Origin of the sequence: Micromonospora sp. WMMD736 (assembly GCF_049179015.1) — a bacterium.
Lineage (GTDB): Bacteria > Actinomycetota > Actinomycetes > Mycobacteriales > Micromonosporaceae > Micromonospora.
Genome location: NZ_JBMHMI010000001.1, coordinates 4133885 through 4149995, shown reverse-complemented (window position 1 = coordinate 4149995; position 16111 = coordinate 4133885). Strand labels below are relative to the sequence as shown.

Annotated in this window: 13 protein-coding genes and 1 tRNA gene; 6 read left to right on the top strand and 8 right to left on the bottom strand. The window is 70.7% G+C overall.

The window, feature by feature from the left end:
* Positions 1-51 precede the first annotated feature (51 nt).
* The 3 genes from ACN269_RS18490 (at position 52) to ACN269_RS18480 (ending at position 3537) form a co-directional block, all read left to right on the top strand.
* Positions 52-831: a phosphodiesterase gene (locus tag ACN269_RS18490; protein WP_421473613.1), complete on the top strand. Its 780-nt coding sequence runs from the start codon at positions 52-54 to the stop codon at positions 829-831.
* Positions 832-835: 4 nt separating this feature from the next.
* Entirely contained in the window at positions 836-1480 is a 645-nt protein-coding gene (locus ACN269_RS18485; protein WP_421473612.1) for a histone deacetylase, read from the top strand.
* 350 nt (positions 1481-1830) lie between these two features.
* A complete protein-coding gene (locus ACN269_RS18480; protein ID WP_421473611.1) occupies positions 1831-3537 on the top strand; it encodes a bifunctional metallophosphatase/5'-nucleotidase in 1707 nt (568 codons plus the stop codon).
* Positions 3538-3955: 418 nt separating this feature from the next.
* Here the strand turns inward: ACN269_RS18480 and ACN269_RS18475 are convergent, their stop codons facing one another.
* Positions 3956-5239, bottom strand: coding sequence for an MFS transporter (locus ACN269_RS18475; RefSeq protein WP_421473610.1), 1284 nt, complete (start codon positions 5237-5239; stop codon positions 3956-3958).
* Positions 5240-5358: 119 nt separating this feature from the next.
* Between ACN269_RS18475 and ACN269_RS18470 the strand changes: the two genes are divergently transcribed.
* Positions 5359-5832 carry a hypothetical protein gene (locus tag ACN269_RS18470; protein ID WP_421473609.1) on the top strand — a complete coding sequence of 158 codons (474 nt, stop codon included), beginning with the start codon at positions 5359-5361 and terminating at the stop codon, positions 5830-5832.
* 50 nt (positions 5833-5882) lie between these two features.
* On the opposite strand, the gene ACN269_RS18465 is transcribed toward ACN269_RS18470, so the two are convergent.
* The 3 genes from ACN269_RS18465 to ACN269_RS18455 all read right to left on the bottom strand — a co-directional run bounded on the left by ACN269_RS18465 (position 5883) and on the right by ACN269_RS18455 (position 9200).
* Positions 5883-7751 carry a hypothetical protein gene (locus ACN269_RS18465; RefSeq protein WP_421473608.1) on the bottom strand — a complete coding sequence of 623 codons (1869 nt, stop codon included), beginning with the start codon at positions 7749-7751 and terminating at the stop codon, positions 5883-5885.
* Positions 7752-7999: 248 nt separating this feature from the next.
* Positions 8000-8076, bottom strand: a tRNA-Pro gene (locus ACN269_RS18460).
* 230 nt (positions 8077-8306) lie between these two features.
* Positions 8307-9200, bottom strand: coding sequence for a metallophosphoesterase (locus tag ACN269_RS18455; RefSeq protein WP_421473607.1), 894 nt, complete (start codon positions 9198-9200; stop codon positions 8307-8309).
* A 25-nt stretch (positions 9201-9225) separates the two neighbouring features.
* Here ACN269_RS18455 and ACN269_RS18450 point away from each other — a divergent pair, with 25 nt between their 5' ends.
* Positions 9226-9681 (top strand): GatB/YqeY domain-containing protein, encoded by a 456-nt coding sequence (locus ACN269_RS18450; protein ID WP_421473606.1) that lies wholly within the window; start codon positions 9226-9228, stop codon positions 9679-9681.
* Positions 9682-9768: 87 nt separating this feature from the next.
* Here ACN269_RS18450 and ACN269_RS18445 read toward each other — a convergent pair whose 3' ends face one another.
* Positions 9769-12210, bottom strand: coding sequence for a transglycosylase domain-containing protein (locus ACN269_RS18445; protein ID WP_421473605.1), 2442 nt, complete (start codon positions 12208-12210; stop codon positions 9769-9771).
* A gap of 402 nt (positions 12211-12612) precedes the next feature.
* Between ACN269_RS18445 and ACN269_RS18440 the strand changes: the two genes are divergently transcribed.
* Positions 12613-12933 carry a WhiB family transcriptional regulator gene (locus tag ACN269_RS18440; protein ID WP_421473604.1) on the top strand — a complete coding sequence of 107 codons (321 nt, stop codon included), beginning with the start codon at positions 12613-12615 and terminating at the stop codon, positions 12931-12933.
* A gap of 6 nt (positions 12934-12939) precedes the next feature.
* On the opposite strand, the gene ACN269_RS18435 is transcribed toward ACN269_RS18440, so the two are convergent.
* From ACN269_RS18435 to ACN269_RS18425, 3 genes are read right to left on the bottom strand one after another with little or no spacing between them, the layout of a single operon-like run.
* Entirely contained in the window at positions 12940-14091 is a 1152-nt protein-coding gene (locus ACN269_RS18435; protein ID WP_421473603.1) for an ArsA family ATPase, read from the bottom strand.
* A gap of 54 nt (positions 14092-14145) precedes the next feature.
* Complete coding sequence (locus ACN269_RS18430; RefSeq protein ID WP_421473602.1) at positions 14146-15123, bottom strand: ArsA-related P-loop ATPase; 978 nt, start codon at positions 15121-15123, stop codon at positions 14146-14148.
* Positions 15124-15149: 26 nt separating this feature from the next.
* Positions 15150-15665 carry a hypothetical protein gene (locus ACN269_RS18425; protein ID WP_421476404.1) on the bottom strand — a complete coding sequence of 172 codons (516 nt, stop codon included), beginning with the start codon at positions 15663-15665 and terminating at the stop codon, positions 15150-15152.
* Between the last annotated feature and the right edge of the window lie 446 nt (positions 15666-16111).

Sequence of the window (16111 nt, the reverse complement as noted above, 5' to 3'; positions counted from 1 at the left end):
AAAGGGTGCCGGGCGATAGCGTGGGATCACCGACGCCATGGAGGCAAGCCCATGCTCATCGCGCACATCAGCGACCCGCACCTGACCACCGGGCTGCTCGCCGCCGAGCCGGCCGCCGGGCTGCACCGGGCGCTCGGCCGGGTGCTCGCCCTGCGCCCGCGACCGGACTGCGTGGTCATCACCGGCGACCTGGCCGACCACGGCCGACCGGACGAGTACGCGGCGCTGCGCGAGCTGATCGGGCGGTTCCCACTGCCGATCTACCTGACCACCGGCAACCACGACGACCGCGAGTCGCTGCTCGACGCGTTCGGCGGCACGCCCTGGCTCGGGGGCGGCTTCTCCGCCTACTACCACGTCGACCACGAGGCGGCGACGATCGTCGTGCTCGACTCCCTCGTCCCGGGCAGCGACGCCGGCCAACTCGGCGAGGAGCAGCTCAGCTGGCTCGACGGGGTCCTCGCGGGCCGTCCGGAGGTACCCGCCATCCTCTGCCTGCACCACCCGCCGGTCGCGGTCGGCATCCCCGCGGCCGACGCCATCCGGCTCGCCGACGGGCCCGCGCTGGCCGAGGTGATCGGCCGGCACCGGCACGTCGTGCGGGTCGCCGCCGGGCACCTGCACCGCACGGTCACCACGGGGTACGCGGGCACCGTGCTCACCGTGGCGCCCAGCACCTGGAAGCAGAGCACCCTCACCATGGCCACGGACGAGGTGATCGGTTGGGTCGCCGAGCCGACCACCTTCCTGCTGCACCGGATCGAGCCGGACGGCTGCGTGACCCACTCGGTGCAGGTCAGCCACTCGGCCGGCCAGACCTGCGGCTTCTGACGTCGTGCCCGTCTGGTACGTCGCGTACGGGTCGAACATGCACGCGGCCCGGCTGGCCTGGTACATCGGCGGCGGCTGTCCACCCGGCGGCCGACGGACGTACCCGGGTTGCCGCGACACCCGCCCACCGCGCCGGTCGGCTCCCGTGTGGATGCCCGGTGGGATCTACTTCGCCGGCGAGTCCGGCGCGTGGACCGGCGGCATGGCGTTCTACGACCCGGGGCTGCCGGGCGAGGCCGCCGCGCGGGCCTACCTGGTGACCATCGACCAGTTCACCGACATCGCCGCCCAGGAGATGTACCGCCCGCCGGGCGACACCGCCGAACTGCTCCCGGCGACGGGCGCGGCCATCGACGCGGCCGTCGCCCACGGGCGGGCGACGCTCGGTCCGGGGCGCTACGAGACCCTGGTGTGCCCCGGTCGGCGTGCCGGCATTCCGATGCTCACCTTCACCGCGCCGGGGCCGGCGTCCGCCGTGCCAAACCGGCCACCCGCACCCGCCTACCTGGCCATGATCGCCCGTGGGCTGCGCGAGTCGCACGGCTGGCCGGCCGAGCGGATCGTCGACTACCTGGCGCAGCGCCCCGGAGTCGCGGGCGGATGGCCGCCCCACGCCGTCACGACACTGGTCCGCGACGCGCTCCTCTGAAGTCCTGGACGCTGCGGGGCGGCGACGTCCGCCTCGCCGCCCCGGGACGAGCGTCCACATCCACACTGGAAAGGGCCGGAACACCGAGCGGGCGGACGCCGCCGGTCGACCGGCCGGCGGCGTCAGTCGTGGTGTCGATCGAGCTGGCTGGTGACCGTCGCTGGACCAATCGGTGTACTCGCAGCTCTGCGATGCTGCCCGGCTCGACGGGTGAGCGTCCGGATGAGAGGCTGGCCGGGCGGGCGACGGCCCAACCGCCGTCAAGCGTGATCGATCCTTCCGACGGCGTCGACAGGCGGCCGTCCGACCCACCGGCCGCACCGTACGCGCCGATTCTCACGAGGAGTTTCATGTCCATTCCCGGGATGCGTCGGGCCGCTGTCGGCCTGACCGCGCTCGCGGTGGCAGCGCTCGGCGCGGTCGCCACCACCGGAGAGCAGGCCGACGCGCGACCGAAGCCGGTCGACGTCACCCTGCTGGCCCTCAACGACTTCCACGGCAACCTCGAACCGCCGAGCGGCTCCAGCGGCACCATCGCCGGGCAGAGCGCGGGCGGCGTCGAATACCTTGCGACCCACCTGGCCGAGCTGCGCGCGGCCGCGAAGAAGAAGAACACCATCACCGTCGCCGCCGGCGACCTGATCGGCGCGTCACCGCTGCTCTCCGCCGCGTTCCACGACGAGCCGACCATCGAGGCGCTGAGCATGGCCGGTCTGGACTACGCCAGCGTCGGCAACCACGAGTTCGACGAGGGCGCCGCCGAGCTGCTGCGCATCCAGAACGGCGGCTGCCACCCGGTGGACGGCTGCGCCGACGGCACCCCCTACCGGGGCGCCGGCTTCAAGTACCTCTCCGCCAACGCCTTCAAGACGGCGACCGGCAAGCCGCTGATGGCTCCGTACGCGATCCACAAGGTGCAGGGCGTCAAGGTCGGCTTCATCGGGATGACCCTGGAGGGCACCCCGCAGATCGTCAGCCAGCAGGGCGTCGCCGGTCTCACCTTCACCGACGAGGCGGAGACCGCCAACCGGTACGCCCGCGAGCTGCGTCGCAAGGGCGTACAGGCCATCGTCGTGCTCCTGCACGAGGGGGGCACCCAGGCGGCTACCGGTGGCATCAACGACTGCGTCGGCATGACCGGGCCCATCGTGGACATCGCCAACCGGATGGACCCGTCGATCGACGTGGTGGTCAGCGGTCACACCCACCAGGCGTACAACTGCAACATCAACGGCAAGCTGGTCACCAGCGCCAGCTCCTTCGGCCGCCTCGTCACCGACATCGACCTCAAGATCGACCGGCGCAGTGGTGACGTGATCTCCGCCGCCGCGAACAACGTCGTCGTCACCCGGGACGTCGCCAAGGACCCGAAGCAGACGGCCCTGATCGACCGGTACAAGACCGTGCTCGGCCCGGTCGCCGACCGCCAGGTCGGCGTGACCACCGAGGCCATCACCAAGACCCAGGAAACCCTCTTCGGTACGACCCTGGGCGAATCCCCGCTGGGCAACCTGGTCGCCGACGCGCAGCTCGCCGCCACCGACGACGAACAGAACGCGGTCGCCGCCTTCATGAACCCCGGTGGTGTCCGGGCCGACCTCAACGCCGGCCCGGTCACCTACGAGGAGGCGTTCACGGTGCAGCCGTTCGCCAACAACCTGGTGACCCTCGACCTGACCGGGGCGCAGCTCTACTGCGTACTGGAGCAGCAGTTCGTCACCGGCCGGACGCTGTACCCGTCGTCGACCGTCGGCTACGTGGTCGACCCGGCCGGCACCACCGGCACCACGGCCGACCCGTGCGTCGGCACCCGCGTGGTCCGGGGCAGCCTCACCATCGGCGGCACCGCCGTCGACCCGGCCGCCACCTACCGGGTGACGGTGAACAACTTCCTGGCCGGCGGCGGTGACGGCTTCAGCGCCCTCACCGCCGGCACCAACCAGGTCACCGGCCTGATCGACCTGGACGCGTTCGTGGCGTACCTGACCGCGCAGTCGCCGGTCTCCGCGCCGGCGCTGGACCGCATCCGCACCACCGCCGAGGTCCCCGCCGCCTGACGGCCGACCCCGCGACGTCGGGCCCCGGAGCGCCTGCTCCGGGGCCCGACCCGTTCCCGCAGCCGCCTCGCCCTGTTCCCGCCTCGCCTGCTCCTGTCGGTCACCTGATCACGCTGCTACCTGGAAGTAGTGGCCTCAGGGGCGTGCCGATGCCACTCGATCCAGGATCGAGCGCGATCGCGCGGGAATCGGTAGATCCGCAAGCAAGATCCGCACAACATCGGGGATGTTGCTGCCTCCCGCGCGCTGGAGACAGCAATATCGGTGAACTTGCGCGGATCTTGGGTGCGGGGTGCGGGGTGCGGGGTGCGGGGTGCGGGGGTGCTGCGTGTCGGCCACGTCGCGGCGCAGCAGGGTGTCTATGCCGCGCCGGTGGCGCGTGTTGGGTGTCGGGTCGGGCGCCTCGGGTGCCGGGGAGTCAGGCGGGGGTGGGGGTCGGGTCGAGGGAGGTGGGGATCAGCGTGGTCCGGCCGTCCTGGTCGGCGCTGAGCAGTCGGCGCAGCGAGAGCGCGACCAGGGAGGCGACCAGGCAGCCGCCGACCACCGTCGCCACCCAGACCTTCCCGTCAGCGGCACCGATCAGCGGGCCGGCGGTCACCGGACCGATGACACCGCTGATTCCGAAGATCATCGAACTCATCGCGTTGTAGCGGCCGCGTAGCTCGTCGGTGGCCAGCGCGTTGGTCAACGCGGGCATGACCGGTGACAGCATCGTCTCGCCGAAGCCGAAGATCGCCGAGCAGGCCACCACGCACACCGCGGCCAGCAGGGCGTTCGTACCGCTGATCAGGCCAGCCGCGCCGAGCACCAGCCAGGCGGTGGCGAACACGGCGCCCACCACGGCCAGGGCCCGGGTACGGCTGCGTCCGTCCATCCGGCGGATCACCACCAGTTGGGCGAGCACGATCATCACGGTGTTGGCGGCGAGCGCCCACGCCACTACCCGGGTGTGCACCTCGGCGACCCGCACCGCGTACGCGGCGAAGCCCACCTCGATCTGTGCGTATCCGCAGGTGGTGAGGATGAGGCCGAAGATCACCAGCCGTCGGAAGGGGCGGTCGCGGAGCACTGTGAGGTAACCGCCGGGCGAGGGTTCGTCGACGCCCCGCCGGCTGCCGAGCCGGTGACCCACCCCGGGCAGGGTGAGCAGGATGATCGCCGGCAGCAGGTAGGTCACCGCGTCCAGCAGGTAGATCGTCTGGAAGGTGCCGGGACGGGCGGTGTCGACGATCGCGCCGGACGTCATGCCGCCGATGCCGATACCCAGGTTGAGCAGGGCGAAGTTCAGCCCGAAGACGCGTTGCCGTTCGCCGTCGTCGGTCAGCGAGGCGAGGATCGTGTTCTGCCCGGACCAGATCGCCGAGCTGCCGACGGCGATGACGGTCATCACCAGCAGGGCCGACCCGGCCGAGTCGACAAGCGCCAGCGAGCCGGTGCCGACCGCCTCGATCAGCAGGCACGGCAGGACGATCCGACGTGCGCCGAACCGGTCGATCAGCGTCCCGCCCAGCGGCGACAGGGCCAGGGTGACCGCGCCGTACCAGCCGATCACGAGCCCGGCCCGGGCATCGGTGAGTCCGCGTACGTCCGTCAGGTAGATGAACAGGAACGGCAACGTCAGGCCGCGCCCGATCGCCGACAGCAGGGTGCCGACGAGGATCCGGCGGGCTTCCGAACGGCGGGGTAGGGCACGGCGCAGCATGTCCGGCATTCTGTGCGGTGGGTGTGACGTCAGGCGAACCGTTTTGGACGAAGCTCGGGTTCGCGGTGACCAACGCCACGACGGCAGCCGGTGTCGGCCCGGTCTGCGATGCTGGCCCGATGACCGGCACCTGGCGACACCTACCTGCTTCCGCCCGCGCCATCGCGGTGACCGCCACGGCAGCCGTCGCCGCCGCCCAGGCCCGTGACGATGAGGCGTACGACGACGCGGTCGCCGACCTGGCGGCTGACGAGCGGTCCGGTCTGGTGCTCGGGACGGTGGTCCGGCTCCTGCTGGAGGAGGGCCACCCGGACGGGTTGGACGGTGACGACATCCGGCAGGTACTGGCGCGCTGCGTGCAGGACGCGATGCGCTGGCGGTCGGATGTCGACCCGCACGTGGTGCTCGTCCTGTTGGCCGGCGCGCTGGGCGTGTACGACCCCGAGGGTGACGACGCGCCCCCGGACGCGTCCGCCCTGGCCCGGCACGCTCCGCTGCTCATGGCCGACCTGCTGGCGGTGACGGGTGCGCCGTTGGACGGCTACCTGTCCGTCGCGTTCGCCGAGATCGAACGCACCGAACGGCACGACTGACGAAAAGGGGGCGGCCACACCCGTCTGTGGCCGCCCCCGGGTCCAACAGGTCAGGAGGCGGAGTCCGCAACGTCGAACCAGTACCAGTTGGGGTAGTCGCTGAGCGTGCCGTCGGCGCGGACGGCGTAGACGGTCAGATCCTGGAACCCACTGGTGGTCGGCGTCCAGCTGATCGTGGCGCGGCCGTTCGCGTCGGCCGCCACTTCGGTCGGCTCGGTGCCGTTGAAGCTGTACTGGTACGCCCTGGTGTCCGTCCAGCCCGGCGGCGGGGAAAAGGTGAAGGTGCCCTCGATCCCCACCCCGCCGACGGCCGAACCATCGGTCGGGTGGTAGACGTCGGACTTCACCCCGGGGCCGGGATCGAAGTACACCGACCACTGGCCCGCCGCCGAGACGAACCCGTTGTCGCTGTGGCTGCGGACCGTGACGTTGTGTCCGTCCGTCCTGGTGGCGAAGAAGCTGAAGTAGCCGGTCCCGTCCTCCTGGGCGGGCCGCACCTCCGGATCCCTTCCGTCGAGGGTGATCTCGTACTCGCGGACGCCGGTGACTCCGGGTGCCGGGACGAACTTCAACACCACCTCCTGGCCCCACTCGGGAGCACCGCTCTCCACCCGCACCGCCGGCTCACTCGGCGCTACCAGAGTGCTGTACGTCACGGTGTCGGAGACGTTGCCCGCGAGGTCAACCGAACGGACGCTCAGGCGCTGCGGCCCGGAACGGGGCGGGTTGAGCGTCACGGTCGCCGAGCCGCCCGGGGTGTTCACCCGCACCGATCCGGGCAGGTCGAGCGGGTCGTGGCACTCCCATTGACCGTAGTCGCCGCTTGCCGAGCAGCCGTGGACGCCGAGGCTGTTCCAGGAGTACTCGAAACCGGCGACGTCCTTGTTGCCGTTGCCGGAGAAGGTGAAGATCCCCGGCACGCCCGGCGGCCCCCACTCGCCGGTGGTGTCCGACGGGTAGTTGGCGGAGGTGACGGTGGGCTTGCCAGGGCTGGTGCGGTCGTACGTGAAGAAGCACTTCTGCGACCAGGGCGAGTAGTCGGCGCCGTCGGTGACCCGGGCCTGCCAGACGTACGTCTTGCCGTCCACCAGGAAGGTGTCGGGCAGGGTGACCTTGTTGGCCCGGCCGGAGAGACCGTGCTCACCGGTGAACACCTGACGGGCGTCCGGGTCGGGCTTCGGCCAGATGGCGACCTCGGTCTTCACCCCACGCACGTCGTACTCGTCGGCGTCGGTGCCGACCGCCTCCAGGATCTTGGCGAACCCGCCGATGCGCGGGTACGGCGCGAGCTGGGTGCAGGGAAGCCCGCCGTTGTACAGGTGAGCTTTGTCGATCTGCGGGACCGAGTTGAACTGGACGCTCAGATCGACGTGGCGGTACGGGTGCAGCCCTCGGCCGTAGGACGCGTCACTCTCGTACTGCTCGGGCACCCGGACCTCGAACGTGATGTACCGCTGGCGGTGTGCGACCGCGTCCTGCACGGCCGCGCCCACGTCGAACGTGATGCTCGCTCCCGGGCAGAACTGCACCGGGGTGAGGACCTCGCCGAGCTTGGCGAGTGGTTCGGGTGCCCGGTTCCAGGTCGGCGACGCGGTGACCGGCTTCGTCCGCCAGATCTCCACCGCGCGCTTGCTGCAGTCGGCGACGGTCCGCTCCTCGACGAACACCTTGCCGCCGTAGATCTTCTTGCCCTCGTAGGCCGAGAGATCGAAGGTGGCGTACACCCGTGAGGTGTGGCTCTTGCCTGCGGCGTCCTGCCAGGTGCCGATCGGGACGTTCGTGTTGTCGTCCGCCGGGTACGCCTTCTTCGGCGTCGCCGAGTCGGTCCACCCGACCTGCACCGACGGCGGATCGTCGTAGTGCGGTGCCGCGACGGCGGCGCTCTCGGTGGCGATGAGGGTCAGCCCGCCGACCGCCATCGCCAGTGTGAGTGCGCCGACGAGGGCACGGGTTGGCCTTGATCTGAGCACTGTGGAATTTTCCTCCCCGTGTGCCATCCGTTCCGCTGAACGGATGATCAGGCGCATCGAACCGCAGGCGGCCGACGGACGACAACCCCCGTTCGGGCCGGCGGGGAGCCGCCCGAACGGATTGATGATCTTCCGGAGGGGCGTGCCAGGAAAGCGAAGAGGGCACATCCGATCGATCGGATGTGCCCTCTTACCTCTGGTCGGGGTGGCCGGATTCGAACCGACGACCTCTTCGTCCCGAACGAAGCGCGCTACCAAGCTGCGCCACACCCCGAGGCGTGCCGACAAATAGTAGCCCACCCGCCCCGATGGTCAAACTCGGTACCCCCCGCCGCCCGATCCGGCCAAACCGCGCTCGCGGGCGCTCCAAGATCCGCACAACTTCCGCGATGTTGCTGCCTCCCGGCCGTCCGAAGCAGCAACATCCCCGATACTGCGCGGATCTTGGAGCGCGCCCGCGAGCGCCGCCCGAGCGGGCGCGAGCGGGCGCCGGGTCGATCACGCCTAGCGGGGGATGAGCGTCAGGATGCTCGCCTCGGGTGGGCAGGCGAAGCGGACCGGGGCCGTCGGGTGGGTACCGAGGCCGGCGGAGACGTGCAACCACGAGTCCGAGCCCGGCCACCGGTGCAGGCCGCGCGCCATCGAGCGGGGCAGGCCGCAGTTGGTCACCAGCGCCCCGTAGCCCGGGACGCAGACCTGCCCCCCGTGGGTGTGCCCGGCCAGCAGGAGGCCGAAGCCGTCGGCGGCCATCTGGTCGAGCACCCGAGGCTCGGGGGAGTGCGTCACGGCGATGGACAGGTCGGCGGAGGACGCCACCCGGCCCGACACGGACGGGTAGTCGTCCCGGTCGATGTGGGGGTCGTCGACGCCGACGAGGTCCAGCTCCCGGCCGCCGGCCTTGAGGCTGGTCCGGGCGTTGTTCAGGTCCGCCCAGCCGGCGCCGGTGAAGACCTGGCGCAGCTCCTCGTAGGGCAGTTCGACGCCCTCGGTGTACTCCCGGTCCGGCAGGAAGTAGCTGAACGGGTTCTTCAGCACCGGCCCGGTGTAGTCGTTGGAGCCGAACACGAACGCGCCCGGGAAGTCCAGCAGCGGTTGTAGCGCCCGCAGCACGCCCGGGACCGCCCCGGGGTGCGCCATGTTGTCGCCGGTCACCACCACCAGGTCGGGATCCAGGGCGGCCAGCGACGCCACCCAGCGCTGTTTGCGGGCCTGGTTGGGCATCATGTGCAGATCCGACAGGTGCAGCACGCGTAGCGGCTCCGCGTCGGCCGGCAGCATCGGCACGTCGTACCGCCGCAGGGTGAACAGGTTGCGTTCGACGAGCGACGCGTACGCGAGGGTGGTCGCTCCGACCGCTGCGGTTCCGGCGGCGAGGCGGAATAGTGTGCGCTTTCGCATGGCGTTCAGGGTAGTTTGACCGTCCATGAGCACGCTGAAGGACCGCCTCACCGCCGACATGCGTTCCGCGCTCAAGGCGCGCGACGAGCTGACCACCTCCACGCTGCGGATGGCCCTGGCCGCCGTCGGCACCGCCGAGGTGGCCGGCAAGGCCAAGCGCGAGCTCACCGACGACGAGGTGCTCGCGGTGTTGACCAAGGAGGCCAAGAAGCGTCGGGAGGCGGCCACCGCCTTCGCCGACGCGGGCCGCGACGAGCAGGCCGCCAAGGAGACCGCCGAGGGCGAGGTGCTGGACCGCTACCTGCCCAAGCAGCTCTCGGATGCCGAGCTGACCGACCTGGTCGCGGGGGCGCTCGCCGCGGGCGGCTTCACCGGGAAGGCCCAGATGGGCCCGGCCATGAAGGCGGCCCAGGCCGCGGTGGCCGGCCAGGCCGAGGGGGGTCGGGTGGCCGCCGAGGTACGGCGACAGCTCGGCCTCTGACCCATCCACGCGGCTCCGGTTCGACACAACGGAACGGGCGGGCACCCCCGAGAGGGTGCCCGCCCGTTCGCGTGTGTCGTCGCTGCCTCAGCCGCCCGGACGGTTACCGGGTCGGCCGGGCGGGTTGCCGGGCTGCCCCGGCTTGTTGCTGTCCGGCGGCGTACCACCGCCGGCACCGGTGCTGACCTGGATGGTGACCACACCGCCCTTGATGGTGCGCCCGTCCGGGCTGGTGCCGGCGGCGGTGCCCGCCGGGCAGCTGGACGCCACCTTCGCCTCGGAGACGACCGGCTCGAAGCCCGCGCCCTTGATCCGGGACTTCGCGGTGTCCACCGGCTGACACTTCACGTCGGGGATGCTGCGCTGGTCACCCTCGGAGATCTTCTGGCCCGGCGGGGTGAAGTTGACGCGGTCCTTGCCCTTCATGGCGTCACGCAGCGTCTCGTACACCGGCGGGTTGATGCCGTCCTTCTCAGCGTGCTTCATCTTGACGTTCGTCTGCGGCCAGTCCGGGTCGGCCATGATGCCGGCCACCGCGTACTGCTTGGTCATCGCGACCAGGGCGGCGGTCTTCTCCGAGTCGGTGGTGCCGGACTTTCCGGCCACCGGCGCGTCGACGATGCCCTTCACCGGGCCGGCCGTACGGCTGCTGCCGCACTTGCTGGTCGTGGAGTTGTCGCCGACCGGGCAGCGGGCGGCGTCGACGGCGGCGCGGGCCACCTCGGTGCTGAACCGCTTCTCGCAGCGCGGGTTGGCGATGTCCAGCTTCTTGCCCTCCGGGTCGCGGATCTCCTGCACCGGGATCGGCTCACAGTACTTGCCGTCCGCCGCGAGAGTCGCGTACGCGTTGGCCAGGTCCAGCGGCGTGGTGGCGGAGACGCCCAGGGTGAAGGCGCCCCACTGGTGGGCCGATTCCTTGGTGGAGGCGAAGTCCGCGTCCTTGCTGGCCCGGAACTGGATGCCGGCCCGCTTGGCCACGTCGACCACGTTCTCCGCGCCGACCTGCTGCTGCAGCGGCACGAAGTAGGTGTTGACCGACTGGGCGAACGCGGTCCACATGTTCTGCACGCCGCCGGCCTTCTTGCCGGAGTTGGTCGGGCAGTAGAAGTGGGTGCCGGGGCAGGCCGCGGGACTGCTGCTGTCGATGATGTACTCCGACTTGAACTGCTGCGGGGCGTTCATCGAGTAGCTGAGCGGGATGCCCTTCTCCAGGGCGGCCACGATCGTGAAGATCTTGAAGGTCGAGCCCGCCTGGTAGCCGGCGATGCCGTCGCCGCCGGTGAGCAGCGGGTTCACCGTCGCCGGGTAGTTGCCCTTGATGCCCCGCTTGCTCTTCGCCGGATCGCTGGAGAGCTTGTTCTTCGGGTTCTTCGGGTCGTCCAGCTTGAACTGCCGGTTCACCGCCAGCGCCCGCACCCGGCCGGTGCCCGGCTCGACCACGGCGACCATCGCGGCTTCCTTGCTGTTCACGCTCTTGGCCTTGCGGACCGCCTTGTCGGCGCCCCGCTGTGCCTGGACGTCGATCGACGTGACGACGGTGTAACCGCCGCTCTTGAGCCGCCGCTCACGGTCGTACGACGTCGAGCCGAACGTCGGCTGCTGCATCCACCAGCGGTAGAAGTAGTCGCAGAAGAAGCCCCACTCGTTGACGTTGGTCGCGACGCAGCCGTTCGGGGTGCGCTTGTCCTGCACCTTCAGCTTGACCGCCTTGGCGGCGTCGGCCTCCTGCTGGGTGATCGCCTTGGTGTCGACCATGTTCTGGATGACGTAGTTACGACGGTCCAGCGCCAGCGGGTAACCGCTCTTGGTGGTCGGGTCGTTCGTCGTCGGGGCCTTGACCATGCCGGCCAGCAGCGCCGCTTCCTCGATCTTCAGCTTGCTCGGCGGCTTGCCGAAGTAGACCTGGCTGGCCGCGTAGATGCCGTACGCGCCATTGCCGAACGAGGCGAGGTTGAGGTAGCGGGTCAGGATCTCGTCCTTGGAGAACTCCTTGTCGACCTGCAGGGCGAGGCGCATCTCGCGGAGCTTGCGGGCGCTGGTGTCCTCGGTCGCCGCGACCACGTCGGCCGGGTGGGTGGCCGAGTAGGCGATGGCCAGCCGGACGTACTGCATGGTCAGCGTCGAGGCGCCCTGGCGGCCGGCGCCCTCGTTCTGGTTGTTGACGAACGCGCGGGCGACACCGTTGATGTCGACGCCGTTGTGCTTGTAGAAGTCGTGGTCCTCGGCCGCGATGATGGCCTTGATCATGAATGGCGAGATGTCGCCGTACTTCACGTCGCGGCGGTTCTCGTCGTACATGGTCGCGAGCGGCGTCTTACCGTCCGACGCCAACAGGTAGCTGATCTGCGGCGCGCGGGCCACCGTCAGTTCCGTGGGCAGGTTGCCGAATGTCTCGGCGCCCGCCTTCGCGGCCAGTCCGGACATCGCCACCGCGGGGAAGGCCGCCGCAGCGACCACCACGCCGGCCAACAGGCCACATATGAGCAGCGATGCGGCGTTGGTCAGCACATTGTGGTCACGTTTCCGCATCCAGGTCACCTCGGCATGGTACGCGAGTAGGGAACGAGGGGCGCCTGGGCGTCTTTCCCCATTTCCTGCGCGCGCTGCCCTCGTTGTGCTAAACGCATGACCCCCGGTACGAGGTTGCGTGTGATCGGCGTGAGTCTCCTCCGTTCGGTGGAGGCGGCGCAGCGTTTTCGTGGACCTCGGTGGGGTAACCGGCGGTCTAGCGCCCGGGAAGCCGGGAGTGTCCGGAATGATGGATTTCGCCGACAACGTTGCGTAATCGGTCGACTACAGAGCATGATGATGGCGGCGACAGCGCCACATGTCGTCCGCGCCGCCTTGGGGAAGGCGAGCCGGGCGATCGGGGGGAATTGCCGGCTGCCGTGCGACGAGGTCGGTAGGTACTGCAAGGGGGGACGAGTACACATGGGCATGATCACTGACTGGCCGTCGCTGGCGGCGTGTCAGAACGGGGACCCAGACGCGTTGTTCGTACAGGGCGCCGAACAGAACGTGGCCAAGCGGATCTGCCGGAGCTGCCCAGTTCGGTACGAGTGCCTGGCCGACGCGCTGGACAACCGGATCGAGTTCGGTGTGTGGGGCGGTATGACCGAACGGGAACGCCGAGCGTTGCTGCGTCGTCACCCCCAGGTGACGAGCTGGCGCAAGATGTTCGAGGCAGCGATGAAGAAGAACAGCAAGGACAAGACCGGCAAGGACAAGATCCTGGTCACCGCGGCAACCTGACGCCGCTCACGACCGGCTGATCGCCGCGCCGATCGTCCGTAGCCCGTCGACGTCGTGCACGTCGGCGGGCTGCGCCGTCACCGACACCGCCGGCACCGCCGGGAACGCCTCGGTGAACCGGGCGGCGACCTGCTGCTCGCGTACCGCCTGACGCGCCAGCGCCGCGTGCGCCCGCAGCACGTCGGCGGTGCCCTCGTGCCCACCCAGCTCGGCCAGCCGCTCCGCGGCGACGCGACTCCGCTCGGCGTCCAGCTCCGGAACCACCGGACGGTGCACCCGGTTGAGCACCAGGCCGGCCAGCGGCATCTTCTCCTCGCGCAGCCGACCCGCGAAGTAGGCGGCCTCCCGGACCGCGTCCGGCTCCGGCGTCGCGACCAGCACGAAGGCCGTCTCCCGTGCCTGGAGGATGCGGTACGTCTGCTCGGCCCGCTGCCGGAAACCACCGAACATCGAATCCAGTGCGGCCACGAAGCCGGACAGGTCGGTGAGCAGCTGCGCGCCGAGCACCTTCTGCACCACCTTCGAGAACATCCCGAACGAGGCCGTGACCAGGCTGAACATGCTCCGGCCGCCGCTGCGCGCCGGGGCCAGGAGCAGGCGCAGCATCCGGCCGTCGAGGAAACGGGAGAGCCGGGCCGGCGCGTCCAGGAAATCGAGTGCCGAGCGGGACGGTGGTGTGTCGACCACGATCAGGTCCCACTCGCCCCGGGCATGCAGCTGGCCCAGCTTCTCCATCGCCATGTATTCCTGCGTGCCGGCGAAGGTCGAGCTCATGGCCTGGTAGAACGGGTTCGCGAAGATCTCCGCGGCCTTCGTCGGGTCGGTGTGCTGCAGCACCACGTCGTCGAAGGTGCGCTTCATGTCCAGCATCATGGCGTGCAGCTCACCGCCGCTGGCCTCGACGTCGATGCCCTTGACCTGCCGGGGCGTGTTGTCCAGCTCGGTCAGGCCCAGCGACTGAGCGAGCCGGCGGGCCGGGTCGATGGTGAGCACCACCGTGCGGCGGCCGTGCTGCTCGGCGGCCCGCAGCGCCAGAGCGGCGGCCGTGGTCGTCTTTCCCACTCCGCCGGCACCGCAGCACACGACGATCCGCACGCCCGGGTCGGCGAGGATCTGGTCGACGTCCAGCTGCGGCGCCGCGTCTTCGGAAGGCACCAATCGAGCGTATCGGGCCGCGTCGGTCCATGCGCCCGTGCTGAGCTCAGGTGTGAGTCAATCGGCGTGGACGAGGGCCTGGGCCAGGGTCGCGAGGCCGTTGCGGTCCACCCCGTCCGGCAGCAACGGCAGCTCGACCATCGGCAGCCCCAACTCCACCAGGTCGGCGCGGAGGGAATCCTCCAGTTCGCGCCGGATGAGCTGGTCCCGCGCCTCATCGTGCAATCCGGCCACGATGTCCTGATCGGCCGGCAGCCCAGCGGCGACCAGACCCCGCCGCAGGTCCGCCGCGGTGACCGCCGGGCCGGCCGGCAGCGACGGCCGGGCGCCGTTGACGATCACCTTCCCGATGCCGAAGCCGAGGGAGGTCAGGTCGGCGATGGCGTCGACCGTCTCCTGCACCGGCATCTCCTCCAGGAGGGTGACCACGTGCACGGCGGTCATCGGGGAGCGCAGCAGCGCGGAGACCCCCTCGCTCTGGGTCTTGATCGGGCCGACCTTGGCGAGCCGGGCCGTCTCGGCCGTCACGTTGAGGAAACGACCGATCCGGCCGGTGGGCGGCGCGTCCAGCACCACGGCGTCGTACGCGCGCCGCTGCCCCGAGGTGCGGGTGGTGGCCTCCTTCACCTTGCCGGTGAGCAGCACGTCCCGCAGGCCCGGGGCGATGGTGGTGGCGAAGTCGATGGCCCCCAGCTTGCGCAGCGCCCGCCCCGCCGCGCCCAGCTTGTAGAACATGTCGAGGTATTCGAGCAGGGCCTCCTCGGCGTCCACCGCGAGCGCGCGCACCTCGCCGCCGTCCGGCGCGTCGGCGAGGTGTCGCTCCTCGTACGGCAGCGGGTCGAGGCCGAAGAGTTGGGCGATGCCCTGTCGGCCCTCGACCTCCACCAGCAGGGTGCGCCGGCCACCGGCGGCCAGCGCCAGGGCCAGCGCCGCCGCCACGCTGGTCTTGCCGGTGCCGCCCTTGCCGGTCACGACGTGGAGGCGGGCCGACCATCCGCTACCGGCCGGGTCGGACGGCCGCTCAGGTGCACGCACCTGTCGAGCCTATCCAGGGTGACGGGTCACGCGACCTCGCAGACCCACCAACCCGTCTTCTGCACCACGGTGAAGCGCAGGTCCTGGTCGGCCACCTTCTCGTCGGCCGTGGTCATGGTGATCCGGGTGGAGACGGTGGCCCGGTCGCCGGTCTGGTTGTCGACCTTCGGGGTGGTCCACTTGAACCGGGGGTTCTGGTACGTGGCGGCGTACTTCTCCACCTCGGCCACCTTGGCGGCGATCTTCTTGTCGTCGCGCGAGGCTGCGCAGACGTGCTCGGCGGCCTTGCCGGCGTCCCGATCCTTGTAGACGGCGGTGAGGAACTCGTCGACGGCGACCGCCGGCTCCTTCGCGCCCTCGCCGGACTCGGCGTTACGCAGGGTCAGGAACGTCACGACGCCACCGCCCACGCAGAGCACCATGATCACGGCCAGCGCGATGGCCGCGATCAGCAGCCCGCGCTTCTTCTTCGGCTCGGCGGCGCCGGCGTACGGCGGGTAGCCGGGTGGCGGCGGCGGAATCGCGCCCGGGGAGACGGGCAACGCCGACGTGTCAGCCGGGCCCCCGCTCTGCGGGACGCCACCGGGCGGAGCGGGCGTTGCCGCCGCTCCGGGCTGCGCGGGAAACGTCCCTGCCCCGAGCTGAGCAGGAGAGACGGGCTGCCCGGAGACGGGCTGGGCGGGGAGGGCGAGCTGCCCACCGGGGGCGGTTTGGCCGGACCCGGTGCTCTGCGCGGGGAGCGTCGGCTGGCTGGCCCCGGTGGGCTGGCCGGGCTGCGGCGACGGACCGGGCTGGGCCGGGATGACCGGCTGGCCCGGTGTGGTCGGCGAGCCGGACTCCGCAGCGGCGGTCGTCGGGTCGGACTGCCCGGGGCTGGCCGCTACCTCGGGCGGGCCGGCGGGGTCCGGGTGGGCCGGCGGAAGAGCGCGCGGTCCGGCCTGGTCGCCGCTGGGCGGTTGGGTCATCTCGTTCCCCCGGGGGTGCGGCG